Annotated in this window: 20 protein-coding genes, 1 tRNA gene, 1 rRNA gene and 1 pseudogene (1 of these 23 running past the window's edge); 12 read left to right on the top strand and 11 right to left on the bottom strand. The window is 34.7% G+C overall.

Features of this window, described 5'->3' with window-relative positions; all coding sequences use genetic code 11:
* The 3 genes from BN863_RS00465 to rseP form a co-directional block, all read right to left on the bottom strand.
* Positions 1 to 789 (bottom strand): 16S ribosomal RNA (locus BN863_RS00465) (it extends 931 nt beyond the left edge of the window).
* Between the two features lie 2,220 nt (positions 790 to 3,009).
* Positions 3,010 to 3,083 (bottom strand) — tRNA-Asn (locus BN863_RS00460).
* 77 nt (positions 3,084 to 3,160) lie between these two features.
* Positions 3,161 to 4,507: an RIP metalloprotease RseP gene (gene rseP, locus BN863_RS00455; protein ID WP_038526107.1), complete on the bottom strand. Its 1,347-nt coding sequence runs from the start codon at positions 4,505 to 4,507 to the stop codon at positions 3,161 to 3,163.
* A 167-nt stretch (positions 4,508 to 4,674) separates the two neighbouring features.
* Here rseP and BN863_RS00450 point away from each other — a divergent pair, with 167 nt between their 5' ends.
* The 4 genes from BN863_RS00450 (at position 4,675) to BN863_RS18355 (ending at position 7,930) form a co-directional block, all read left to right on the top strand.
* On the top strand, positions 4,675 to 5,349 hold the full coding sequence (locus BN863_RS00450; RefSeq protein ID WP_038526103.1) for an SCO family protein: 675 nt from the start codon (positions 4,675 to 4,677) through the stop codon (positions 5,347 to 5,349).
* Positions 5,350 to 5,421: 72 nt separating this feature from the next.
* Entirely contained in the window at positions 5,422 to 5,658 is a 237-nt protein-coding gene (locus BN863_RS00445; RefSeq protein ID WP_038526100.1) for a FeoA family protein, read from the top strand.
* Entirely contained in the window at positions 5,651 to 7,750 is a 2,100-nt protein-coding gene (feoB, locus tag BN863_RS00440) for a ferrous iron transport protein B (RefSeq protein ID WP_038526097.1), read from the top strand. Before BN863_RS00445 ends, feoB (BN863_RS00440) begins: the two co-directional genes overlap by 8 nt.
* 36 nt (positions 7,751 to 7,786) lie before the next feature.
* On the top strand, positions 7,787 to 7,930 hold the full coding sequence (locus BN863_RS18355) for a FeoB-associated Cys-rich membrane protein (RefSeq protein ID WP_148304549.1): 144 nt from the start codon (positions 7,787 to 7,789) through the stop codon (positions 7,928 to 7,930).
* Between the two features lie 270 nt (positions 7,931 to 8,200).
* Here BN863_RS18355 and feoB (BN863_RS18655) read toward each other — a convergent pair.
* The 3 genes and pseudogenes from feoB (BN863_RS18655) to BN863_RS00425 all read right to left on the bottom strand — a co-directional run bounded on the left by feoB (BN863_RS18655) (position 8,201) and on the right by BN863_RS00425 (position 12,079).
* Positions 8,201 to 10,397 (bottom strand): annotated as a pseudogene (feoB, locus tag BN863_RS18655) (ferrous iron transport protein B).
* 3 nt (positions 10,398 to 10,400) lie between these two features.
* Positions 10,401 to 11,423 carry a metal-dependent transcriptional regulator gene (locus BN863_RS00430; protein ID WP_084817435.1) on the bottom strand — a complete coding sequence of 341 codons (1,023 nt, stop codon included), beginning with the start codon at positions 11,421 to 11,423 and terminating at the stop codon, positions 10,401 to 10,403.
* Between the two features lie 2 nt (positions 11,424 to 11,425).
* Complete coding sequence (locus BN863_RS00425) at positions 11,426 to 12,079, bottom strand: metal-dependent transcriptional regulator (protein ID WP_038526094.1); 654 nt, start codon at positions 12,077 to 12,079, stop codon at positions 11,426 to 11,428.
* A gap of 100 nt (positions 12,080 to 12,179) precedes the next feature.
* On the opposite strand from BN863_RS00425, the gene BN863_RS00420 reads away from it, so the two are divergent.
* Positions 12,180 to 14,429, top strand: a complete 2,250-nt coding sequence (locus tag BN863_RS00420; RefSeq protein ID WP_038526092.1) for a TonB-dependent receptor — start codon at positions 12,180 to 12,182, stop codon at positions 14,427 to 14,429.
* On the opposite strand, the gene BN863_RS00415 is transcribed toward BN863_RS00420, so the two are convergent.
* Positions 14,422 to 15,171: a TerB family tellurite resistance protein gene (locus tag BN863_RS00415; protein WP_038526090.1), complete on the bottom strand. Its 750-nt coding sequence runs from the start codon at positions 15,169 to 15,171 to the stop codon at positions 14,422 to 14,424. The genes BN863_RS00420 and BN863_RS00415 overlap by 8 nt on opposite strands.
* Positions 15,172 to 15,567: 396 nt before the next feature.
* Here BN863_RS00415 and BN863_RS00410 point away from each other — a divergent pair, with 396 nt between their 5' ends.
* The 5 genes from BN863_RS00410 to BN863_RS00395 all read left to right on the top strand — a co-directional run bounded on the left by BN863_RS00410 (position 15,568) and on the right by BN863_RS00395 (position 18,535).
* Positions 15,568 to 15,978 carry a BrxA/BrxB family bacilliredoxin gene (locus BN863_RS00410; RefSeq protein WP_038526087.1) on the top strand — a complete coding sequence of 137 codons (411 nt, stop codon included), beginning with the start codon at positions 15,568 to 15,570 and terminating at the stop codon, positions 15,976 to 15,978.
* A 92-nt stretch (positions 15,979 to 16,070) separates the two neighbouring features.
* Entirely contained in the window at positions 16,071 to 16,607 is a 537-nt protein-coding gene (locus BN863_RS00405; protein ID WP_316930370.1) for a lysophospholipid acyltransferase family protein, read from the top strand.
* Positions 16,595 to 16,813 (top strand): hypothetical protein, encoded by a 219-nt coding sequence (locus BN863_RS18925; RefSeq protein WP_316930369.1) that lies wholly within the window; start codon positions 16,595 to 16,597, stop codon positions 16,811 to 16,813. Before BN863_RS00405 ends, BN863_RS18925 begins: the two co-directional genes overlap by 13 nt.
* An 11-nt stretch (positions 16,814 to 16,824) precedes the next feature.
* Positions 16,825 to 17,811 (top strand): acyl-ACP desaturase, encoded by a 987-nt coding sequence (locus BN863_RS00400; RefSeq protein WP_038526084.1) that lies wholly within the window; start codon positions 16,825 to 16,827, stop codon positions 17,809 to 17,811.
* Between the two features lie 70 nt (positions 17,812 to 17,881).
* Positions 17,882 to 18,535, top strand: a complete 654-nt coding sequence (locus BN863_RS00395; RefSeq protein WP_038526082.1) for an HD domain-containing protein — start codon at positions 17,882 to 17,884, stop codon at positions 18,533 to 18,535.
* Between the two features lie 35 nt (positions 18,536 to 18,570).
* Here the strand turns inward: BN863_RS00395 and BN863_RS00390 are convergent, their stop codons facing one another.
* Positions 18,571 to 19,440 carry a helix-turn-helix transcriptional regulator gene (locus BN863_RS00390; RefSeq protein WP_038526079.1) on the bottom strand — a complete coding sequence of 290 codons (870 nt, stop codon included), beginning with the start codon at positions 19,438 to 19,440 and terminating at the stop codon, positions 18,571 to 18,573.
* 210 nt (positions 19,441 to 19,650) lie between these two features.
* Between BN863_RS00390 and BN863_RS17880 the strand changes: the two genes are divergently transcribed.
* Together BN863_RS17880 and BN863_RS00380 are read left to right on the top strand one after the other, a co-directional pair.
* Positions 19,651 to 20,253 carry a hypothetical protein gene (locus BN863_RS17880; RefSeq protein ID WP_051774406.1) on the top strand — a complete coding sequence of 201 codons (603 nt, stop codon included), beginning with the start codon at positions 19,651 to 19,653 and terminating at the stop codon, positions 20,251 to 20,253.
* Positions 20,254 to 20,418: 165 nt separating this feature from the next.
* Positions 20,419 to 21,261 carry an alpha/beta hydrolase family protein gene (locus tag BN863_RS00380; protein ID WP_038526076.1) on the top strand — a complete coding sequence of 281 codons (843 nt, stop codon included), beginning with the start codon at positions 20,419 to 20,421 and terminating at the stop codon, positions 21,259 to 21,261.
* A gap of 41 nt (positions 21,262 to 21,302) precedes the next feature.
* Here the strand turns inward: BN863_RS00380 and BN863_RS00375 are convergent, their stop codons facing one another.
* From BN863_RS00375 to BN863_RS00365, 3 genes are all read right to left on the bottom strand, one after another.
* On the bottom strand, positions 21,303 to 22,322 hold the full coding sequence (locus BN863_RS00375; protein ID WP_038526073.1) for a cytochrome-c peroxidase: 1,020 nt from the start codon (positions 22,320 to 22,322) through the stop codon (positions 21,303 to 21,305).
* A gap of 78 nt (positions 22,323 to 22,400) precedes the next feature.
* Positions 22,401 to 23,258: an MbnP family protein gene (locus BN863_RS00370; protein WP_038526070.1), complete on the bottom strand. Its 858-nt coding sequence runs from the start codon at positions 23,256 to 23,258 to the stop codon at positions 22,401 to 22,403.
* 44 nt (positions 23,259 to 23,302) lie between these two features.
* Positions 23,303 to 25,288: a TonB-dependent receptor plug domain-containing protein gene (locus BN863_RS00365; protein WP_038526067.1), complete on the bottom strand. Its 1,986-nt coding sequence runs from the start codon at positions 25,286 to 25,288 to the stop codon at positions 23,303 to 23,305.
* Positions 25,289 to 25,291: the final 3 nt, after the last annotated feature.

The raw sequence follows: 25,291 nt of genomic DNA, 5'->3' as shown, positions 1-25,291 counted from the left end.
GGGTATCTAATCCTGTTCGCTACCCACGCTTTCGTCCATCAGTGTCAGTTGATTATTAGTAATCTGCCTTCGCAATTGGTATTCTATGTAATATCTATGCATTTCACCGCTACACTACATATTCTAACTACTTCATAATAACTCAAGACAACCAGTATCAAAGGCAATTTTACAGTTGAGCTGCAAGATTTCACCTCTGACTTAATTGTCCACCTACGGACCCTTTAAACCCAATGATTCCGGATAACGCTTGGATCCTCCGTATTACCGCGGCTGCTGGCACGGAGTTAGCCGATCCTTATTCTTACAGTACCGTCAAGCTGCTACACGTAGCAGTGTTTCTTCCTGTATAAAAGCAGTTTACAACCCATAGGGCAGTCTTCCTGCACGCGGCATGGCTGGATCAGGCTCTCGCCCATTGTCCAATATTCCTCACTGCTGCCTCCCGTAGGAGTCTGGTCCGTGTCTCAGTACCAGTGTGGGGGATCCCCCTCTCAGGGCCCCTATCTATCGTAGTCTTGGTAAGCCGTTACCTTACCAACTAACTAATAGAACGCATGCTCATCTTTTACCGATAAATCTTTAATATAATTGTGATGCCACAACTATATACTATGAGGCATTAATCCAAATTTCTCTGGGCTATTCCCCTGTAAAAGGTAGATTGCATACGCGTTACGCACCCGTGCGCCGGTCGTCAGCGGAGCAAGCTCCCTGTTACCCCTCGACTTGCATGTGTTAAGCCTGCCGCTAGCGTTCATCCTGAGCCAGGATCAAACTCTTCATCGTTAAATTTTTAAGTCTTTCGACTATTACTTTTAACAACTAATGGAATTAAATGTTGGTACTCAAAATGGTTTATTCTTTTTTGTTGATAATAACCGTTTCCAGTTATTATCTACGCTGTCAATTCAATATGTTAATGAACTTATTTCTCTGTGTTTCTTAACTTGTTGCCTCGTTAAGCGGGTGCAAATATAAAACCCTTTTTTTAATCTCACAATGTTTTTTTGAAGTTTTTTTTTGAACCCGTTTTGAAACGTTTTCAACTCCAATACAATTTGTAAAGAACTTTGTTTTCTAAAAACGTTGCCGTTTTTAGCGGGTGCAAACTTACACCCTTTTTTGTTACTAACAAGCTTTTTTTATCTTTTTTTGAAACTAATCTAAATCTAATAAATAAAACTCTGCTAATGAACGTCTTGCCTAACTAAACTACCGTAGTTGCGTCGCTAAGCGGGTGCAAATATACCACCTTTCTTTCTTATCAAACTAATTTATTATAACCTTTTTTTGAAATAATTTGTAAATACATTGTTACTAGATGGTTATAAACTAATTAAAATACTCAATCTTAAACAGAATGCGAGATTACATATAATACTCCCTCTCTATATATTCTTAATACATGGTAAATCTGCGTATGTTACAGATAAAACAATTCAGTATTACACAACATAATATATCTTACTATTATATAGACTACAATATTACACCTCTATAATAAAACCCATATTTACAAATCATCAGATTCAAAACACCAACTTCGTATTCTATCTAACCTGGAGCTCTGTACTTGCGGATTAAAAAACACCTTAAGATTAAACTCTTCAGAAAGCATAAACATAACACACTTTACGACTAGAAACTGAAACACCTTCAATACTCCATATAACACCCCCCCCCTTTCACCAACCACTAAAGAATAAATTACATTGACATTGTTTCTTTAGTTAGAATTATCAAAATAACTTCTCGACTTCGCTCGAAGACCGTTAAATAACTTGTTGCGTTCTGAAGATGTTCCGGCGGAGTCGAGAACAATAATATTATAAAGCAGACCTCACATAAATACACTTCAAATAAGAATTATTTAATACCGTGAAGAACATTAGTAACTCTTATTGGTTAAACACAATGTTGAAAACAAAACAAAAAAAGTATTTTAAAAATTCACCCTCAACAATTATATACAGCTTCAATATTTAAGAATGTATATATCGCATTGACATTATTGCTTTAGTTAGAATTATCAAAATAACTTCTCGACTTTGCTCGAAGACCGTTAAATAACTTGTTGCGTTCTGAAGATGTTCGAGCGGAGTCGAGAACAATAATACAATAAAGCAAAACCCACATAAACACACTTCAACTAAGAATTATTTACTACCATGAAGAATACTAGTAACTCTTATTGGTTAAACACTATTTTGAAAACAAAACAAAAAAAACATGTTTTAAAAATTCACTCCAAACATATTATATACAGCTTCATTATTTACGAATGCATATATCACATTGACATTGCTACTCCAGTAAAAATTACCAAATAGCTTCTCGACTCCGCTCGAAGACCGTTAAATGACATTTTAAACTCTCAAGGTGTTCCAGCGGAGTCGAGAACAATAATACAATAAAGCAAAACCCACATAAACACACTTCAACTAAGAATTATTTAATACTATGAAGAATACTAGTAACTCTTATTGGTTAAACACAATGTTGAAAACAAAACAAAAAAACGTGTTTTAAAAATTCACTCCCAACATATTGTATATAGCTTCATTATTTACGAATGTATATATCGCATTGACATTGTTACTCCAATTAGAATTACTAAACAGCTTCTCGACTTCGCTCGAAGACCGTTAAATAACATGTTGCGTTCTGAAGATGTTCCAGCGGGGTCGAGAACAATAATATTATGAAGCATCTTCCACAAAATACAACTGGAATTAAAATCATTTATTATCATGAAGCACCCTGTTAACAACTCTAAATAATTTCAGCTTCTAAGTTTTAAACCTTCTACAAGTATATTAACAGAACTTAAAGTCACCTATTGGGATTAAACGGGACACCCACAGAGACACCTAGTTCTTCAATAAACTGTATAAGTTGGCATTTCTTTAAAACTACAGAAACCTCCAAGACACGCCACACCACTAGCATGACACTATAGCGCATAAAAAAAGCCTTACATTTCTGTAAGGCTTTTAGCTAGCTTTGCTCCCTCTCTTGGGCTCGAACCAAGGACCCTCTGATTAACAGTCAGATGCTCTAACCAACTGAGCTAAGAAGGAGTGTTTTGCATTAGCGAGTGCAAATATAGAACTTTATTTCAGTTGCACAAAACTTTTTTAAAAAAATTTAAAAAAAATTATTTGAACAGTGCTTTAAAGACATCATTTCCGTTCGCAAACAGGACTAATGCTATAAGAATGAAGAATCCAACCATTTGTGCATACTCCAAAAATTTATCGCTTGGTTTACGTCCAGAGATCATCTCGTATAGTAAAAACATAACATGACCACCATCTAATGCCGGAATTGGTAATAAGTTAAGCACACCTAACATAATCGATAAAAATGCCGTAATTCCCCAGAATGCTTCCCAACTCCATGTACTAGGAAATACATCGAAAATAGCTTTAAAACCACCTACTCCTTTATACGCACCTGTGTCTGGATTAAAAATCATTCCTAACTGGGCCCAATAGCCTACAATTTGTTCTTTAAAACGTGTTGCACCTACTCCAATACTCTCCCCAAATCCGTACGTTTTAGTTATCACATTGTAATACCCTAGCTTTTCGTATGTTTTAGCATTTGCTCCTGAAAACGGATAAATACCAAACTTCCCATCTTCATCAACCTTAAGTTCTCTTGTTATAGGTTCAAAATCTCTTAATATATCAACTTGTACTGTTTGCCCTTTAAGCGTTTCTAAAAAAGGCCCAAATTCATCAAAATACTTCAGCTTAGTATTATTCACAGCTGTAATAATATCTCCTTGTTTTAAATCAACATTTTTGTTTGCAGAAGAGTCTATAACTTGAGCTACAACAAAAGGTGTACGCAATTGAAATAAAGTTCTATCTTCTCCAGTACTTAACTGTCCTAAAAAATCTACTGGCGTAGTAAGTGTCTTTTCTTCACCATTACGATCAATAGTAATCGTTTTCGCTTCTATTAATTTAGGGCGCATAGCATTATACCCTGTTACAGGCTCACCATTTATAGCTATTACATTATCTCCTGTCTGTGCACCCATATTCTCAAGAATTGGGTTTGTTACTAAATATCCGTCCTTAATACTTTCTGTAGCAATATCTGTTTCACCATACACAAAAGCCATAACCATATAAATAATTGCAGCTAGTACAAAATTTACGGTTACACCACCAAGCATAATAATTAATCGTTGCCAAGCCGGCTTCGATCTAAACTCCCAAGGTTGTGGTGGTAAGGCCATTTGCTCCTTGTCCATACTTTCATCTATCATTCCCGATATTTTCACGTAACCACCTAAAGGTAACCAACCAATACCATACACGGTATCGCCAATTTTCTTTTTGAAAAGAGAAAATTTTACATCGAAAAATAAATAGAATTTTTCTACTCGTGTTTTAAATAATTTCGCCGGAATAAAGTGACCAAGCTCGTGTAATACGATGAGTAAGGAAAGGCTTAATAGAAATTGTGAAATCTTAATTATAAACTCCATGAAGTTTTGTACAGTTATATTTTAACGCGCAAAAGTACGTTTTTTAAAGTCGTAAAAAAACATAAACTATGTAACACTCTATTTTTAACATGTATTTATAATAAAAAGGGGGTTCTTAAACTTAATTTAACTTGTATTTTTGCGTTCATCACGTTTAAATCTAGAACATGTTATCATTTTTTAAAGATTACAAATACTTCGCCATTGTTTTTGCTTTTATTTCAATAGTTATAGTATCTATTATTTACAATATTTTAGATGTTGAAAAACCGCTTCCTATTTACCAACCCGCCCAAGTAGAACAAGAATTAGTAGATAGTACACTTTACGATGTTAGAAAATATCATAAAATAGCAGATTTTAGCCTGACGAATCAGAATGGTAAAACCATTACTCAAGACAATTACAAAGATAAAATTTACGTAGCCGATTTCTTTTTTACAACCTGCCAAACCATTTGTCCGATTATGACCGATCACATGGCGCAGATTCAAAACCAAATTTTAAATGATGACGTAGTAATGCTACTTTCTCATACCGTTACACCACAAATAGACACGGTTGCTCAATTAAAAAGATATGCCTTAAAAAAAGGCGTTAATGATGCAAAATGGAATTTAGTTACAGGCGATAAAAAACAAATTTACGAACTGGCAAGAAAAAGTTATTTGGCCGTAAAAACAGTAGGAAATGGCGATGAATATGATATGATTCATACTGAAAACTTTATGCTAATCGATAAGAAAAAACAAATTCGAGGGTTTTACGATGGTACAGATCCAGAAGCCATTACACAGTTACTAAAAGACATCGAATCTCTAAAAAGAGAATATAAAAAGTAGTTTTAGTGCCACAATTTTTTTAGCATCACTTTTTACCTTACTTTTGCTTCTTTAAAATCAATCTAAATAAGTTTGCAGACAACTTTAGCACATCTAAAACGTGGAGAAACAGCTGTTATTACAGATGTTTCATCCGATCAAATTCCTTTAAAGTTAATGGAAATGGGTTGCCTTCCTGGCAATCAAGTGGAACTGGTTCAACTTGCTCCATTTAAAGATCCAATTTACCTCAACATTAATGGCACACATTTAGCCATAAGAAAGGACACTGCAAGTCTTATTTTAATTGAAAAATTATCGCATGAGTAAACAAATTAATGTTGCTTTAATAGGAAATCCGAATACAGGAAAAACATCGGTATTTAATGCCCTTACCGGTCTGCATCAAAAAGTGGGGAATTACCCCGGAATTACAGTCGAAAAAAAAGAAGGGATTTGCAAATTACCTCGTGGGGTAAAAGCCCATATTATCGATTTACCTGGAACGTATAGTCTAAACGCATCGTCTTTAGATGAAAATGTAGTAATTGAATTACTATTAAACAAAAAAGACAAAGACTTTCCTGATATCGCTATAGTAGTTAGTGATGTTGAAAACTTAAAACGTAATCTTCTACTTTTTACACAAATTAAAGATTTAGAAATCCCTACTATTTTAGTGATTAACATGGCCGATCGTATGACGCGCCGTGGTATTTCTTTAGACATTCCTTTTTTAGAAGAACAATTAAAGACTAAAATCGCAATTGTTAGTACACGTAAAAATCAAGGAATTGATCAATTAAAAGAACTCATTCTTAATTATAGAGAACAATCGACTACGCCTTGTCTTAATGCATCAGAAATTGACAAAGCTTATTTTGATCGTTTACAACAGGTGTTCCCAAATCAGTTATTATACAAACTTTGGTTGGTAATTACTCAGGATGTTAATTTTGGAAAAACAGATAGAAATGAATTTGATGCTGTAGCCGATTTTAAAACAAAAAGTAAAACAGATTTAAAACGTCTGCAACAAAAGGAAACCATAAAACGCTATCAGTTTATAAATAGCACCCTTAAAAAAGGACAAACCATAAATCCATCTCAAGCTACAGATTTACGAGCAAAATTAGATTGTATTCTAACGCATAAAGTTTGGGGTTATGTCATTTTCTTTTTTATACTATTATTAATTTTCCAAGCCATTTACGATTGGTCGAGCATACCAATGGATTTTATTGATTCATCGTTTGCATCTTTAAGTGAATGGGTTAAAAACGAACTTCCAGACGGAGTATTCACAAACTTATTGGCCGAGGGAATTATTCCAGGTTTAGGAGGTGTGGTTATTTTTATACCACAAATTGCCTTCTTATTCTTGTTTATTGCCATACTTGAAGAAAGCGGATACATGAGTCGTGTGGTCTTTTTAATGGATCGAATTATGCGCCGGTTTGGATTAAGCGGAAAAAGTGTTGTGCCTTTAATTTCTGGAACTGCCTGTGCGATTCCAGCCATTATGGCCACTAGAAATATTGAAAGTTGGAAAGAGCGATTAATTACCATATTGGTTACGCCATTTACTACCTGCGCAGCAAGGCTACCTGTATACCTTATTATTATTTCGTTAGTGATTCCTGAAGGTACTTTCTTAGGACTAGGTTATCAGGCACTAACATTAATGTTATTGTATTTACTAGGGTTTGCAACGGCCATTAGTGCCGCTTACATTTTAGACCGCGTAATGAAACTTAAAAGTAAAACGTTTTTTGTAGTCGAAATGCCGAATTACAAAATGCCTTTATTTAAAAATGTAGCTTTAACCGTTCTTGAAAAAACAAAATCGTTTGTATTCGGCGCTGGTAAAATAATACTTGCCATTTCAATTATCTTATGGTTTTTAGCATCTTATGGTCCAGGTGAGCGTTTTAATGATGCCGAGAATATTATAACTGAAAAACATGCTTCAGAAAACTTATCTCAAGAGGATTTAGATCATAAAATAGATTCGTACAAATTAGAACATTCTTATATCGGGATTGCCGGTCATGCTATCGAACCTGCTATTAGACCACTTGGTTACGATTGGAAAATCGGGATTGCTATTGTAAGTTCGTTTGCCGCACGTGAGGTATTTGTAGGAACTTTAGCTACTATTTACAGTGTTGGTAATGACCAGGAAGAAACCATTAAAAACAGAATGGCAGGAGAAGTGAATCCTATTTTAGGCGGACCGCTTTTTAACTTTGCATCAGGAATTTCGCTGTTATTATTTTATGCTTTCGCCATGCAATGTATGAGTACCTTAGCCATTGTAAAACGTGAAACTAACAGTTGGAAGTGGCCAACACTTCAATTGGCATTCATGACGATATTAGCATATGTTTCTGCATTTATAGCCTATCAAGTTTTAATATAAATGAAAGTACACCGTAATTAAAACGACCATATACTTATGAATACAATCATTCAAAATATATTAGTTTTTACATCTTTAGGAATTGCAGTTGCCTTTCTAATCAAGAAATTCTTTTGGAAAAAAGGCAACTCTAAGAAAAAAGCATGTGGTACAGATGGTACTGGGTGTGGCTGTTCGTAGAAATTTATAATTTCAAAACATTCATCATAGCAAACTAGATCTTAGGTTTTACTAGAACCTCCTTTCATGTTGATTACACTAAGTTTTTAGTGTATCGCTATTTCAGGACGGGACACATAAAAGAAAAAGCACCACGTAAATTCGTGGTGCTTTTTTTATCTCAAATTTTATCGCCTAAAAGCGTATCAACATTTATAAATATTGGGACTCCTTATATCTAGAATACTTTTAATAGTATTTACACTAGTACAAATTCTTCATTTATATTAATCAAAATACCAGTCTCCATACCTGAGCCACTAAAAAACAAACTATAAAACCTAAAATTACAGGCATAATAGATGCTACAGCAGTCCATTTGGCACTATTTGTTTCCTTATATATAGTATAGATTGTGGTACTACACGGATTATGCAACAAACTAAAAAGCATCAAATTTATTGCTGTTAATAAAGTCCAACCTCCAGCTCTTAAAATATCACCTGTAGCGTTTATAGAATCTAACTCGAACATCACTCCAGCACCTTCACCACCACCTATTCCAGTGACCATAACGGTCAGCATCAAAATCGTTGGAATCACAATTTCGTTGGCAGGAATAGCAACGATATAGGCCAATAAAATAACACCATTTAAACCAAGTAAGAATCCGAAACCATCCATACCGTTAACCAACCATGCTGCGATGGTTTCGTCTCCAATATGTAAATTAGATATCAACCAAATAACCGCACCGGCAGGAGCTGCAAAAACTATGGCTCTCCATAATACAATTGCAGTTCTGTCTATTAAAGAGGTATAAATGGTTTTCCAAAAACGTGGTGGTCTATATGGAGGTAACTCTAAATTAAATGTAGATACTTCACCTTTTAATACTGTTTTGGACAAGGCCCAGGACACACCAAACATAAATCCCATTCCTAAAACAGCAATTCCGATTACTGCCAATAAAGACGCAAAACTAGATAAGGATTTTGGTACAACTGCACCGATAAAAATGGTTGCAATTAAAATTTGCGTTGGCCAACGCCCATTACACAGCGAGAAATTATTTGTAATAATTGCAATCAAGCGCTCTCTAGGACTATCTATAATTCGGGTTGCCACTACACCTGCAGCATTACAACCAAATCCCATACTCATGGTTAAAGCTTGTTTTCCGTGTGCTCCAGATTTATTAAATAAAGAATCTAGATTAAAAGCCACACGAGGTAAATATCCAAAATCTTCTAAGAGTGTAAACATGGGGAAAAAGATTGCCATGGGCGGTAACATTACCGCGATAACCCAAGCCACTGCCAAATACACACCATCAATTAAGAAACCGGCAAGCCACCAAGGCATATTAACACTTTCTGCACCACTAGTTAAAATGGGATGTACCGTATCTAAAAGCAAACTCGCCAATAAAGACGACGGGTAATTTGCACCAACAATAGTGAGCCATAAAATAGTTCCTAGAATTAAAAACATAATAGGAAATCCCCACCTTTTACTTGTTACAATCTTATCAATCTTAGAATCTAAACGAAATCGCTTTTCGCCTTCCTGAGTTTTTACTGAATCTTTTACAATATCGGCCGCATCTGCATAAATACTTTCGGTAAGATTATCGTGAAACTCGTCGCCAATCTGCCAACGAAGCTCATTAGATAATTCGATGATATTGTCTATATTATTCTCTTTCATAGTATTCGAAAAATTAAAGAAATTCTCCTGTTCTTAAGGCATTAATAATTTGCTTATCGCCTTCTAACAATCTAAAAGCAATCCAACGGCTATTCGGAATGTTTGGAAATTCTTTTTCTATTTGATCCGTAAGCGTTTTCACGGCTTTCTCAATATTTTTTGGCACATTTTTAATACGATGTGGTTTACATACAATTTTCCCGCTAGCAATCTCACTTATGGTTTGAATTAGCTCAGGAATACCTTGATTAAATCGTGCACTAGTAGGCACCACCGGAATTCCTAAATCTCGAGATAAAGTTCTTACATCAATATCTACTTTATTACGCTTGGCCTCGTCCATTAAATTTAAGCACAGGACAGCTTTATCTGTAATTTCTAGAATTTGAAGTACTAAATTTAAATTGCGTTCTAAACGATTTGCATCGGCAACTATAACGGTAACATCTGGTTTTCCGAAAAGAATAAAATCTCTTGCAGCTTCTTCATCTTCAGATGTAGACATTAAAGAATATGTTCCTGGCAAATCTACCAATTTATATTTTTCAGTATTATATTCAAATCCGCCCTCCGCACGTGTAACCGTTTTTCCTGGCCAGTTTCCAGTATGTTGCTTTAAACCAGTTAAAGCATTAAACACCGTACTTTTTCCTGTATTAGGATTACCAGCTAGAGCGACAATAAAATCGAAATCATCGGTATGAATACCTAGTTTTTTTAAACCATCTTTATTAAAGTGCGCACAAGTTTCGCAAGCGCTTTTTACTTTTGTTTCCATAGTTTAATCTTTTTTAATTAAGATTTTCGAAGCTTGGTCTTTTCGTAAAGCAATAGAGGTTCCTTTTATTAAGTATGCATTCGGGTTACCTAACGGATTCATAAGGTCGATACTCACATTTGACCCTTTTACAAATCCTAAGTCTAACAAACGCCTTCTGCTATCCCCTCTATTTTCTCTTGAAATTCCAATAATTTTAGCCGTTTCGTTTTCTTTTAAACTAGACAAACGAGCAATATTTTCTTCTAAATCAACTTCTTGTTCTATAGGTGCTACATTTAAATTTGCAGCAACTATGGGTGCTAACCTAAATTCTTCCCCTTCCGATTGAAATACAATTCTTGTGGCATTATTTTCTGTTACTTTAAGTACTGAACCCATATAAATATTTTCAGCTAAAATTTGCTTGTAAATAACTTCGGGTTCATCTTCAATGTGTGTAATTCTTCCAACCGTACCTACTGGTAATAAGGGTAATTCTACGCCTTGTACATCTGCCAATCGACCTGTTCGTGTTGGAATAGGATCGCCGTGAGGATCGAATTGTGGGTGACCTAAATGTGCTGCTAATTCATCGGCCTCATCATGACTTAAACGGTGTTCCATAGACTCTGCTCTGTCGTGCCACTCCTTTTTATGAACTCCTGTTTTATCGGCTAAATAGCGTTCCCAAAGACGATGCACTCTAACAATACGCAGTGCATAATCTCGTCCTTCTTCGGTTAATTTTAATGCATCGAATTCAGAATAAATTAAATCGTTAATCGTCATTTTCTTAACAGCTTCAACAATGTCATCGTTTTTATAATCCAAAACCTGAACTAAGGTTTTCATGTAAACCTTATTCTTTGAATCTTCAAAATGATACAGTTGTTTTAAAATATCCTCAATAATTTCCTTTTCACTGTTTTGTAACGATTTTCTAATAATCCAGAACCATCCTTTTATTGGTCTAAATAAAACAAACATTAAGGCAACTATAATAAAAAATATGAGGAGCGCAGTTAAAGGGCTGTAGTTTTCCATAGTTATAAGCTTAAATATAAATTTTTAGCAACCTCTTTAGTTATAATCATTTTCTTGTTAGACGTTTCTATGGTTAACGATTTATCGAAAGGTTCGAAATCTAAAATCGTAATGCGATCTCCCAAAGCTAACTCATTCTTATTTAGATATTTTAAAAAAGCATCAGACGAATCTTTTACCAAAGCCAAAACACCAGTTTTCCCTTTTTTAACTTCTAAAATATTCACACTCTTTATAAGCGAATAATTCCCGTCTTTATCTGGAATTGGGTCTCCATGTGGATCATGTGTAGGATATCCTAAAAAAGCATCTAATTCGTTTACTAATTTTAACGATTTTATATGCTCTAATTGCTCGGCAACATCATGAACTTCATCCCATGTAAAATTTAACTTCTCTACTAAAAACACTTCCCAAAGTCTATGCTTTCTAATCACCAAAACAGCAGCTAGACGTCCCTTTTCAGTTAAAGTCACGCCTTGATATTTAACGTAGTTCGCCAAATTCTTATCCGCTAACTTTTTCACCATATCAGTAACCGATGATGCTTTAGATTCTATTTTCTCTGCAATAGCATTTGTACTGACTGCAACCGTACCATGTTTGCCTAAATGGTAAATCGCTTTTAAATAATTTTCTTCAGATAATGTAACCACTAATCATGTCTTTTACACAAAGATACACTATTTACTTGAATACAAATAATTTTTTAGTCTAGTCTAAATATTTATTTATATTTGCTTAAAAATTATACGTATGAAACTTCTTTTACTTCTTCTAACATTAACTACCACTAGCATTTACGCCCAAAACAAAGGCGTATTATCTGGTAGAATCACGACCGAAGGTGACCCCTTGGCTTTCGCAAATGTTTATATACAAAATACTAGCAAAGGATCTACTACAGATGAAAATGGATATTTTAAAATTGAACACATAGATTATGGTTCGTATTATATTCTAGCTTCTTTTACAGGATTTAAATCAAAAAAGCAACGCATTACGATTTCGAAACAAGAAACCATTGTTAATTTTAATTTAGATGAAAGTGAATCTTTAGATGAAATTGTAATTTCTGGAACTTTAAAACCCGTTAGAAGAAGTGATAGTCCAGTTCCGGTTGAAGTGTATTCTACTGCATTTTTAAAGAAAAACCCAACGCCTAGTATCTTTGAAGCCATGCAAAATGTAAATGGTGTTCGCCCTCAAATTAACTGTAATGTCTGTAATACTGGAGATATTCATATAAACGGATTAGAAGGACCTTACACTTTAGTATTAATTGACGGTATGCCTATAGTTAGCGGACTATCTACTGTGTATGGACTATCAGGGATTCCAAATTCATTAATAAATCAAATAGAAATAGTTAAGGGTCCCGCCTCTTCGTTATATGGTAGCGAAGCTGTTGGTGGGTTAATAAATATAATTACCAAAAGTCCAGATAAAGCTTCGAGTGTGTTTGCCGATGCATTTGTGTCGTCTTGGGGGGAAGTAAATGCAGATCTAAGTTTTAAAGCCAATATTTCTGATAAAATCGCGCTACTACTAGGTATAAATTATTTTAACTACAGCAACCCCATAGATAACAACAACGATAATTTTACAGATCTTACCTTACAAGACCGGGTTTCTATATTTCAAAAATGGAAGGTTAAACGAAAAAACAATCGGGTATTCGATGTTGCGGGACGTTTCTTTTACGAAGACCGCTGGGGAGGCGAAATGAATTGGGATAAAAGCTACCGCGGCGGTGACAAAATTTATGGCGAAAGCATTTATACCACACGTTACGAGCTTTTAGGAAACTACCAATTACCTGTTAATGAAAATATGTTTTTACAATTTTCTTACACCGAACACGATCAGAATTCGGTGTATGGAGATGTCCCCTATTTAGCCCAGCAGCGTATTGGTTTTACACAATTAACATGGTATAAAACATTAAATAAACACGATGTTTTAGCAGGAACAGCAGCTAGATACAACTATTATAACGACAATACGCCCGCCACTGTAAATGCCGATGAAGTTGTTATACCCTCACTTTTTATACAAGACAACATTTCGTTTAACACAAAACATAATTTACTTCTAGGAGCGCGTTATGATTATGATGAGCGACATGGCTCTATATTCACACCACGATTGGCTTACAAATACAAATCGGATAATGAAACCATAATACGATTTAATGCAGGTACAGGCTTTAGAGTTGTGAATTTATTTACAGAAGAGCACGCTGCACTAACAGGTGCTAGAGATGTTATTATTGCTGAAGAACTAAAACCTGAACAATCCTATAACATCAATTTTAATTACCTGGAGACGTTTTACACAAAAAACCATAATATTTTTACGTTAGATGCTTCAGCTTGGTATACATATTTCACCAATGTTATATTGCCAGATTATGATAGTAATCCGAATGAGATTATTTACGATAATTTAAACGGACACGCTGTAACTACTGGAGTTAGCGCCAATGCTGACATTACATTTACAAACGGATTAAAAGTATTAATTGGAGCTACTTTTCAAGATGTGTCGCAAACTGAAGATGGAATTACAACCAAACAAATTTTAACCGAAAGTTATTCGGGAACTTGGGGCGTGAGTTATTCCTTTTATAAACCACATATTACTTTAGACTATACAGGAAATCTGTATGGCCCCATGCGATTACCTCTTCTTGGAGATTTAGATCCAAGAGAAGAATATTCGCCGGTATATAGTATTCAAAACATACAAGCTACTTATGCTTTTTCTGATTTTGAAATTTACGGTGGCGTAAAGAATCTATTAAATTGGACACCTAATAAAGGAAATCCGTTTATCATTGCTAGAACCGAAGACCCTTTCGATAAAAATGTTCAATTCAATAATAATGGCGATGTTATTCCTACAGCCGATAATCCATATGCCTTAACATTCGACCCGTCTTATGTGTACGCGCCAAATCAAGGCATTCGATTATTTTTAGGAATGCGTTATAAATTTAATTAAAACCACGTTCTTTTTGAAGCTGATCGTAAGCATCTTTAACCTGACGGAATTTTTCCTCAGCTCCTTTTTGATGTTCTGGACCTAAATGAATCACTTTATCTGGGTGATATTTTTTGGCCATATTACGATACGCTTTCTTAATCTCGTCGTTGGTTGCCGATTTATCGATTTCAAGAATTTTATAAGCATTATCACTACTGCTATAAAACATAGCCTTAATGCTTTCAAAATCTATAGCACGAATTCCTAAATAGTTAGAAATGGTATAAATAATATCGACTTCAGATTTACTTACATTACCATCGGCTTTAGCAATTCCGAATAAAAAATGAAGCAATTGTAAACGCGAAGGATGATCCATCATTTGTTTGATTTGCAAACACACATCGCGAACAGGAATGTTTTCCTGCTGACTTATATTTTTGAATAATTTAAAGGCTTGGTTTGCACGATCTTTACCATACATACCTACAAACTGTGCACGCACGTAATCTAATTCGCGCTGATCGCTTCTACCATCGGCTTTTATAACTATTGCGGCTAGTACTAATAAACTCACTTCAAAATCCCCCGATCTCGTTCTGGATTGAGAAGGCGATGAAAATGGGCCTTGGGTATTTACCTTAATACCTCCATTAGACAAACCATCGACAACACTACCTAATGCAAATCCTAGAATAGCGCCAATTGGACCTCCAAAAGACCAACCTAATGTGGCACCTAACCATTTTGAAACACTCATAAATTATTTTTTTAAGACTGCTAATATACTACATGTAGTTTTATACTTGTGTAAATTTAGTTTGAATGTTAACGAACTGCAATTGTACCACTATTCTTAATTCTAAAATCACCATGGTTTGAAACCTTTAGGAGACTATATTAGATAAATACGTTAAAACCATCTTATAAAACATAAATTTTCTGTCTAGGCTTGCGTTAGGGATAGCAGCGGCATCCTTTTTGTTTTTCGAGAAAAAAACAAAAAGATATAGCGAATAGCCCGACCTTGTTTAAAAACAAGGGAACGCCCAAAAAGTATAAATTAAGCCGTCTTTAAGTAACGTTAAAGTAAATAACGATTCACTTTTAATTATGTATATTTGTGCTTTAAATACTAAACAAAAAATTAAAAAATATGTATCCAGCAGAATTAGTAAAACCAATGCGCGAAGATTTAACCAAAGTTGGTTTTGAAGAATTACACACTGCCGAGGCTGTAGATGCAGCTATTGCAAAAGAAGGAACAACTTTAGTAGTTGTAAATTCTGTTTGTGGTTGTGCTGCCGCTAATGCTCGTCCAGGTGCAAGCATGAGTATACAAAACGATAAAAAACCAGACCATTTAGTAACTGTTTTTGCAGGTGTAGATAAAGAGGCTGTAGACGCAGCAAGAGGTTATATGATTCCTTTTCCTCCAAGTTCTCCTTGTATTGCGTTATTTAAAGATGGCGAATTGGTACACATGTTAGAGCGTCACCATATTGAAGGTCGTCCTGCAGAAATGATTGCAGACAATCTTAAAGATGCTTTTAACCAAGTATGTTAAGTCGAATTTTGTAAAAAATATAAACCACGCTTTTGGCGTGGTTTTTTTATATCTTAAATTTGCCGCTAAACTAAACCTGTAAGTCCTAATTAATGAAAATTCTAGCGTATCCACTTACTGCATTATATGCTCTTGCGTTTTTATTATCGATATGTATTTTTCATCCCATATTGTGGATTAGCCATAGAGTTTTTGGCTATAACGCATTACAACATAGTGTAAATGCCTTACAATTTGTATTGTTGCGTTGCTTAAATATACTCGGCACGCGCTTTACTTACACGAATAATTTTGAGAACGACATTCCAAAAGATACACCTTTAATAATAGTTTCTAACCACCAGAGCATGTACGATATTTCGCCTATACTTTGGTATATGAGACAGTATCACCCTAAATTTATTAGTAAAATAGAACTCGGAAAAGGCATACCAAGTGTATCTTATAATTTACGTCATGGTGGTGCAGCTTTAATAGACAGAAAAAATCCGAGACAATCGATTCGTGCTATTAATGAGTTTTCGGAATTTATAAACGAAAAAAATATGCTGCAGTTATTTTTCCAGAAGGCACACGCAGCAAAGACGGCCATCCTAAGCCGTTTCAACGCCGTGGGTTGCAAACTTTAATAAAAAATATACCTACCGCAACAATTGTACCTTTAACCATAAATAACTCATGGAAAACGTTAAAATACGGCAAGTTTCCTATGGGATTAGGTGCACATATTTCATTAACTGTTCATAAACCCATAAATTTATCTACCTTTACGGGTACTACAGACACTTTAATTGACGAAATTGAACACACTGTAACACAAAGTATAAACCATTAAAACTTAACATTATGTCATTAAAAAATGTAAGGTTAGAAGTGATGCAGTTTTTAGAAAAAGACGTAGACGCTTTAATAGAAAAATATTTAATTCCGATAGAAACCATTTGGCAACCAACAGATTTCTTACCAGATTCTGAAAGTCCAAAGTTTTTTGAAGAGGTTAAAGAAATAAGAGAATTGGCTAAAGACTTACCTTACGATTTCTGGGTAGTTTTAGTTGGAGATATGATTACCGAAGAAGCGTTACCAACCTACGAATCCTGGTTAATGGATGTAGAAGGTGTTGGACAAATAGAACGTAACGGTTGGTCTAAATGGGTACGCCATTGGACAGGAGAAGAAAACCGCCACGGCGATGTGCTTAACAAATACCTTTATCTTTCTGGACGTGTAAATATGCGTGAGATTGAAAAAACAACACAGCATTTAATTGCTGATGGTTTTGATATTGGTACAGACCGCGACCCGTATAAAAACTTCGTTTACACGAGTTTCCAAGAACTTGCCACATACATTTCTCATAACCGTGTAGCTAAACTAGCTAAAGAACGCGGAAACAAACAACTAAGCAAAATGTGTAGAATTATTTCGGGAGACGAAATGAGACACCATAACGCCTATAGCGAATTTGTAGAACGTATTTTTGCAGTAGACCCTAGCCAAATGATGATGGCGTTTCATTACATGATGAAACAAAAAATTACGATGCCAGCGCACTTTTTAAGAGAATCTGGCGGACAAATAAGCTCGGCTTTCGAAGAATTTTCGAATACCGCACAGCGTATTGGCGTGTATACATCTATGGATTACATAGATATTCTTGAGAAGTTACTTAAGCGTTGGGAAATTGAAAAAGTTACCGGCTTAACAGACGAAGCAGAAAAGGCAAGAGATTACCTTATTAAACTTCCAAGCAGAATGACGCGTATTGCAGAGCGTATGAAAGTCCCTGAAAATTCGTTCGAATTTAAATGGGTAGAGCCTGCTAAATTATAAATCGACTTATACCCTTATATAACACAAAAATTCCTTTCTGTCTCAGTTAGGAATTTTTACTTTTATAGCTATGACGAAAGACCTACAAATACAGACTACAATTAATTTTGTAAAAGAACAATTAGAAGGTGCCGAAGGAGGCCACGATTGGTTTCATATAGAGCGGGTTTATAAAAACTCGAAATTAATAGCTAAAACCGAAGATGTAAATCTATTTATTGTAGAACTTGGTGCGTTACTTCACGATATAGCCGATAGTAAATTTCATGATGGCGATGAAACTGTTGGCCCAAAAGTAGCCTCTGAGTTTTTAAAAACGATTGAAGTTGACGAGGAAACCATTCAGCACGTGATTAATATTATAGAAAACATATCTTATAAAGGCGGGAATTTTAAAGCGACGTTTTCTTCACCCGAATTAAATGTTGTGCAAGATGCAGACAGATTAGATGCCATTGGTGCCATTGGTATTGCCAGAACCTTTAATTATGGAGGCTTTAAAAACCGAGCACTTTACAACCCCGAGATTGCACCTAACTTAAATATGACAAAAGCGGAATATAAAGCATCTAACGCTCCAACAATTAATCATTTTTATGAAAAGCTTTTACTTTTAAAAGACAAGATGAATACGGAAACAGGGAAACACATCGCAACTCAACGCCACGATTTTATGATTGCATTTCTAGATCAGTTTTATGCTGAATGGAATGGAGAAAAATAATTCTCTACGTTTATTTCGCACATTATAACGGTGTACTATTGAATAATGCGAGTCATTTCGCTTCTATACTTAGAAGCTGTAGTTCCTGTAATTTCATTAAAGAATTTATTAAAGTGCGAAAAGTTATTAAATCCACATTCAAAACAAATATCTGTAATACTCATTTCACTCTCTTGTAGAAGTTTTGTAGCATGCACCACACGATATTCATTTACAAGTTTTGTAAATGTTTTACCTGTTGCCTTTTTAAAGAATCGGCAAAATGCAGGAACAGTCATATTCGCTTGGTCTGCTATTTCTTCTAAACTTATATGCTGTTGGAAGTGGTTATTTATATACCTAAAGATAACATCGACCTTGGCACTATCTTGAGGTTCGGTTTCGAAAGCAACACCATCTACATTTAATAAACTGTAATGTTCAGACAACGCTAAGTCGTTTAAAATCTCTAATAACTTTAAAACACGACTAAACCCTTGAAGCTCATTTAAAGATTCAATTTTAGGTCCAACAATTAATTTTGTTTCCGGTTTAAAGAGCACTCCTTTTTTAGCGCGCTCGAAAAGCATATTAATACGTTCGGTTTCTGGGAGCTTTAAAAACGACTCTCCTAAAAAATTTGGTAAAAACTGTACAATAGTTTCAGATCCACGTGCCGTAAGGCGATCGGCAAAACCATTATGGGGTAAATTAGAACCTATTAATATAAGCTGACTATTATTAAAGTATGATAAATGATTTCCTATATGCCGTTTCCCTTGTCCTTTATTAACATACACCAACTCTAATTCAGGGTGAAAATGCCAGAAGGCCTTACTCTTATGCGCTTCCTGCGTATGTTTCCTAACTACCAACGAGCTTCCAAAACTTGGCGTTACTTTTTCGTATGTTGGTTTTAACTTCATCTACCTTTCACTTTATAAAGCACAAAAATACGAAATGTATATGGGATAGCATATGTAGAATTAACCCTAAAATATACTATTTTATCTCTCGATAAGCTTAACAATTATTTTACAGTTAATATAGCATACAAAGTAGCCAATATCGATGTTTTCTACACTCTACTACTCCTGTATCTTTGCCATGTAATTAATTTACAAATTTTATATATTATGAAAAAAGTTTTAGCCCTTAGTATTTATATGTTAGCAATGGTATCTGGAATAGCTACTTACGCAAACGCAGGAATTCCTGATTTTATTGGCGGAAAAAAATCAGCAGTAACATTAACACTTAATAATGTAAAAGAAGGTCAACACTTATCAATTAAAGATAAAGCTGGCTTTATGCTTTACAACTCTACTATTGTAACAACAGGAGTTTACAATAATAAATTCGACTTAACTGCTTTACCTGATGGTGAGTATTCTTTCGAACACGAAAAAGGTTACGAAATTAAAATCATGCCTTTTAAAGTATCTGAAGGACAAGTTACTTTCAACGAAAAAAACGAAAAAAGTATATTTAAACCAGTTGTAAACCTTAAAAGCAACATCGTTTATTTAACAAAATTAAATTTAGATCAAAGTGATGTTAAAGTAAGTATTTACTACTCTACAACTAACAAATCTGAAGACAATTTAATTCATTCTGAAACAATTTCTGAAGAAACAAACATCGAGCGTGTTTACAGCTTATCAGAAAAACAAGTAGGAAATTACAAAGTTATTATAAGTGCCAACGGAAGAACTTACGTTGAGAACTTCGAAATATAGTTTTAATTTTAATTAGATAGTTAGTTAAACTATGTCAATTAGTTAGTTTGTTTGTAAGAGTGGGACTGGTTATCTCACTCTTTTTTTTTGCTTTATATTTAGCTGAATCTCTTTAAAAGTTTTAATTTTAAATGAGATTTTTTTTTGATTCTAAGCCTAGCTATTATGAAACGCCTTACTAACAATCCGCTTAAAGGAATACACAATAAACCTATTTTAACAGATGTGTTTTACACAGAAAACCATGTACCTAAACCCATAATAATCTTTTGTCATGGCTATAAAGGATTTAAAGACTGGGGCGCTTGGAATTTAATGGCTGAAGCCTTTGCCAATGCGGGTTACTTCTTTGTAAAATTCAATTTCTCTCATAACGGAGGTACAGCAGAACAGCCTATAGACTTTCCAGACTTAGAAGCCTTTGGAGAAAATAACTACAGCAAAGAACTAGACGATTTAAAATCGGTAATCGATTGGATTACAACTGCCACCCCATACCATACCGAAGCTAACATAAACAACATTAATCTAATTGGCCATAGCCGAGGCGGAGGAATTGTTACTATAAAAGCAGAAGAAGATAGTCGCATTACCCGTATTATTAGTTTGGCAGGTGTAAGCGATTACGAAAGTAGAATGTCTAGCGGAGAGGCACTAAAGCAATGGAAAACAGACGGTGTGGAATATGTTGTTAACGGCAGAACAAAACAAAATATGCCTCATTATTATCAGTTTTTTGAAGATTTTGAAACACATAAAAATCGTTTAAATATAAAACGTGCCGCGTCTCATTTAAACATACCTCATCTTATTATTCATGGCGATAACGATACTAGTGTTAAAGTTGAAGAAGCTTATAATTTGCACAAATGGAATCCAAATAGTGAATTGAAAATTATTGAAGGTGCTAATCATGTATTTGAAACATCTCACCCGTGGGAAACAAGCCAATTAACAATTGAATTACAAGAAGTAGTTGACAGTGTTTCAACCTTCATAAACCCATAGTTATTCTTTCAAAATTAACTATATCAGATATATTAATTCAGCTAGCGTCCAATAAATTCTGCATCACTTAGTGTGTTCATAAAAGCAATAAGATTTACTTTTTCGACTTCGGTAAGCGGAATTCTATTATCATTATCTTTTAAAATAGGATCTAAATTATCGGCCTCTAAAACACCAGCATCTAGATAATCTAGAACTTCTGCTAATGTTGCAAACTGTCCAAAACTTCCGTAAGGTGCTGTATAAGCTATGTTACGTAACGATGGTACTCGAAAGCGCATATAATCGTCAACTTCACCGGTAACTCTTGCGCGACCTGCTTCTTCCTGATCTGGATTTAAGGGAAACCCAATATTTCTAAAACTTTGATCGGTAAATAATTCTGTACTATGGCAACTTATACACTTGTCTTGAAAAACAGCATAGCCTTGAGCTTCTGCAGTTGTAAAGGTTTCACCTTCGCCTCGTTTAACTTTGTCGTACTTACTATTAGCAGAAATTAGAGTGTACTCAAACTGCGCAATACTATTGTAAATACCGTCGGCTGTAATGCCTTCACCACTAAACGCTTTATTGAATAATTCGGAATACGAACCATCGGCATCAAGTTTAGCGATAACTTCTAAAATAGAGGAATCCATTTCAAAATGCGTTATTATAGGAACAAGTACCTGATCTTCTAATTTCCTCATATTTCCGTCCCAATTATAAACCTGCATAAATGCCATATTCTGAACCGGTGGCGGATTCCGAAGTCCTACTCTATCTTCTATACCTATACCTTTTGTATTGTAATCTGCAAAAGCACGCTCCTGCATGTGACAACTTGCACACGAGATTGTGTTATCTGCGCTCAATAGTTTTTCATTAAATAACTTTTCACCTAATTCTACACCGTATTGGGTAGGCACATTAGAATATACTGAATTATTTAACTCCGGAAAATCCAATGGAATAGTCAACTCTAGTTCCGGATTATTATAAGAAACATATTCGGAATCATCGTCACTACATGATGTTAAAACTAGTGCTATAACAATTGTTCGTAATAATTGTTTCATATTAAAAAAAGGTATGGTTTTAATTATAAAAAAGAATCGGCTAAATGTTTAAACCTAGCCGACTCCAATTGTATAGATTTAGTTTTCTACACTAAGTATAGAGAACATGCCTGTAATATCGCTAACGCCATCACCACCAATATTGTCTACATATTTAGACATTGAAATAGATGTATGTGCACTTGGCGTTGCATTGGCATCGGTTAAAATAATTGTGTAAGTTTTTCCGCTTAATAAGTTATCAAAATCAGCTTCAATTGTAATTGTTGGACCGCTATTTCCAACTACTGCTACAGAAGGTAAATTTAAAGTGATATCTCTATAAGCATCATAACCTGGAACATAAGATGATTCATCATCTTTTTCACCATCTAAAGTACTTCCAGAATGGAAAGACAATGCTTTATTATCGGCATCGTAGAATCCTTCAATTTTAGTAAAACGGTATCCTGTTCCCCATTCCCAGTGCATTTCGGTGTCATTTGCTCCAGCAGTTGCGTAAAAATTCGGAAAACTTACTTCGTCTAAAGTGTTAATTTCAGATTTTACACCTAATCCAAATTTAATTTGATTGTAATCTGCAGTTGGAATATTGTTTAGAACATATTGTAAGGTTTCAGGTTTATCCTGGTCAACAACAGTTGCACCAGTATCTAAATTATTTACATTGTAAGGTATTTCGGTACCATCGGCTTTAATAAGACGGATGTTACTAATTACATATTTTAATTCAGAAAAGTGGTGTACTTGGTTTTCTGCAGATGTATTTACAGTTGCAGAACTAGAAGTTGCGTCTCCTAATACAATAGATCTTCCTGAAAATGTGTTTTCAAATTGTAATGTTACATTATTTGCAACAGGCATATCATCGTCGCTACAAGATACTAGTGCTAAGGCGACAACTGGTAATAAAAGGTGCTTTTTAAAATTTTTCATTTCTTTTTTTGGTTTAAATGTTATTTACTAATTAATATTAATTGTTAAAAATTTATTTTTAATGATGTGAAAATATTACGCCCCATTCTTGGAATATTTCCCCAATCTGCATAAGTGCTGTAATAAGTGTTAAAAATATTTTCGGCACCTAGCTGAACTACGGTTTTATAATCCTTTATATAAAAAGTGTAATCTGCAGAAAAGTTCCAATTGGTATAGGCAGGCGTTTCATCTTCTCCGTATTCTGGACTATAATCTATTTGTTCTAAATCGCCATTTAGCGATGTTAGAAATCCGAATTTTTTATACGAAAAATGCAATGAGGTTTGATAACTAAGCGGACGAATAAATGGCAAGTTATTTTCATTATCATCTAATCCGCGGGCATAAGTTAAGGTTCCGTCCCAATGTAAATTATCTAAAATAGCATAATTGGCATTCATTGAAAAATTGAATAAAGTGGCATAATCTAAAGAGGTGTAGCCTTTAACGCCAACCGATTGATAATTCATAGGACTCCCTTGACTTAAAATTCTTCCGATGATGTAATTCTGAATATAGAAATAGTTTACTTGAGCTTTAACTCCTCCTTTTTTAAATGTAAAATCCGCACTCGCATTGGCCTCATAAGAAATTTCATTTTCTAAATCAGGGTCACCTATATAGTCATATCTATCGAAACTATTATAGATATAATAGCCATAACCTTCTGAAACAGAAGGCGCTCTATGGCCGTAACCACCACCAACCGAAGCATTAAAATGTTCTATTTCTAGCTGATAGCTTGCATATACATTAGGTAGAAAACGTGTTTTCTCTTGAGAAGCTCCAGGATGAAAAATCCAATTGAATTCTATATACTTTGAATAGTTGTAATTGATACCCAAAGTTCCGCCAAAATTCAACAAACTTTTATCAGAAATATCCCAAGAATTACTCATAGACAATCCAGCATAACGCGTAGTTACCCATGGCCAACTGTAAGCAAACATAGTCGTTTCGCTACGGTCTTGAGGATACATACGCATTTCAGCAATAGATAAATTATCGTAGGCATTTAACTGAATTTCTGCTGCATAATTTTCTGCTTTCAAATTAATTGAAGACAACAAACCGTAAGTGGTACTCCAACCTGGCATATCCATATGCACTAAATTTTCTGGTCGGGTGGTGTCGTCCATATAATGCTCTATAGCATTATAATACATCTTAGTATCCCATACTTTTAAAAGTTTATCTTCAAAAAATTTCTTGTAAGCTACAGATGTAATTAATGCTCTAGACAGCGATAAATCCATAGGCAGTGCTGGATACCCCACATCTTTAGCTTTATCGAAAATAGCATCGACACGCACAGATGACAACTCACTTGTTTTATAAGCTACGCCTAAAGAAGTATTGAACTTCTTGAATTGCGAATGGTTTACCTCATCATTATTACCGTCGGTATAGTTTCCTGCTGTACGATAAGAAATACTTCCGTCTGCAACCAATTTATCGCTTGAATACGATACATTTCCGAGGTTAAAAAACTGATTGTTATTAAACTCGTATCCTGTTTGATACGCACCACTCCAATCTTTAGTAAGTCCGAAGGCTGTACTTTTACGCTTTAAATCGATACTTCCAGCAACTGTTGCGCCGTGCATGCTTCCTTCTTGTCCCGATTTTATATCGATATCTGAAAGATTATTACTTTCGACATACGAGGTTATCGGGTCCATTTTATCGGTACACGCACCAAAGACATGCATTCCATCAATAGTTACCGAAGAACGTTCTGTACTCATATTATTGAGTAACGGCTCCCATGCGTAAGCACCACGTTTAATAAAGCTTATATTATCTGACGATGCTAAAAATTCATCTACCGAAACAGCCATTTTCATGTCTGTTTCAATTTTAGATTTTTTAGCCGCAACAATTAAAACCTCATCTAAAACAACATCTGTACTATCGTTAGCTATAGGTGTGTTTTGAGCAGTTAAAACTGTACTTATAAATAATAATGCTAGTGTTATCCGTTTCATACT

The organism is Formosa agariphila KMM 3901, from assembly GCF_000723205.1.
Classification (GTDB): Bacteria; Bacteroidota; Bacteroidia; order Flavobacteriales; family Flavobacteriaceae; genus Formosa; species Formosa agariphila.
Note: the sequence above shows the minus strand (reverse complement) of the source record. Positions and strands in the feature narration are given on the sequence as shown.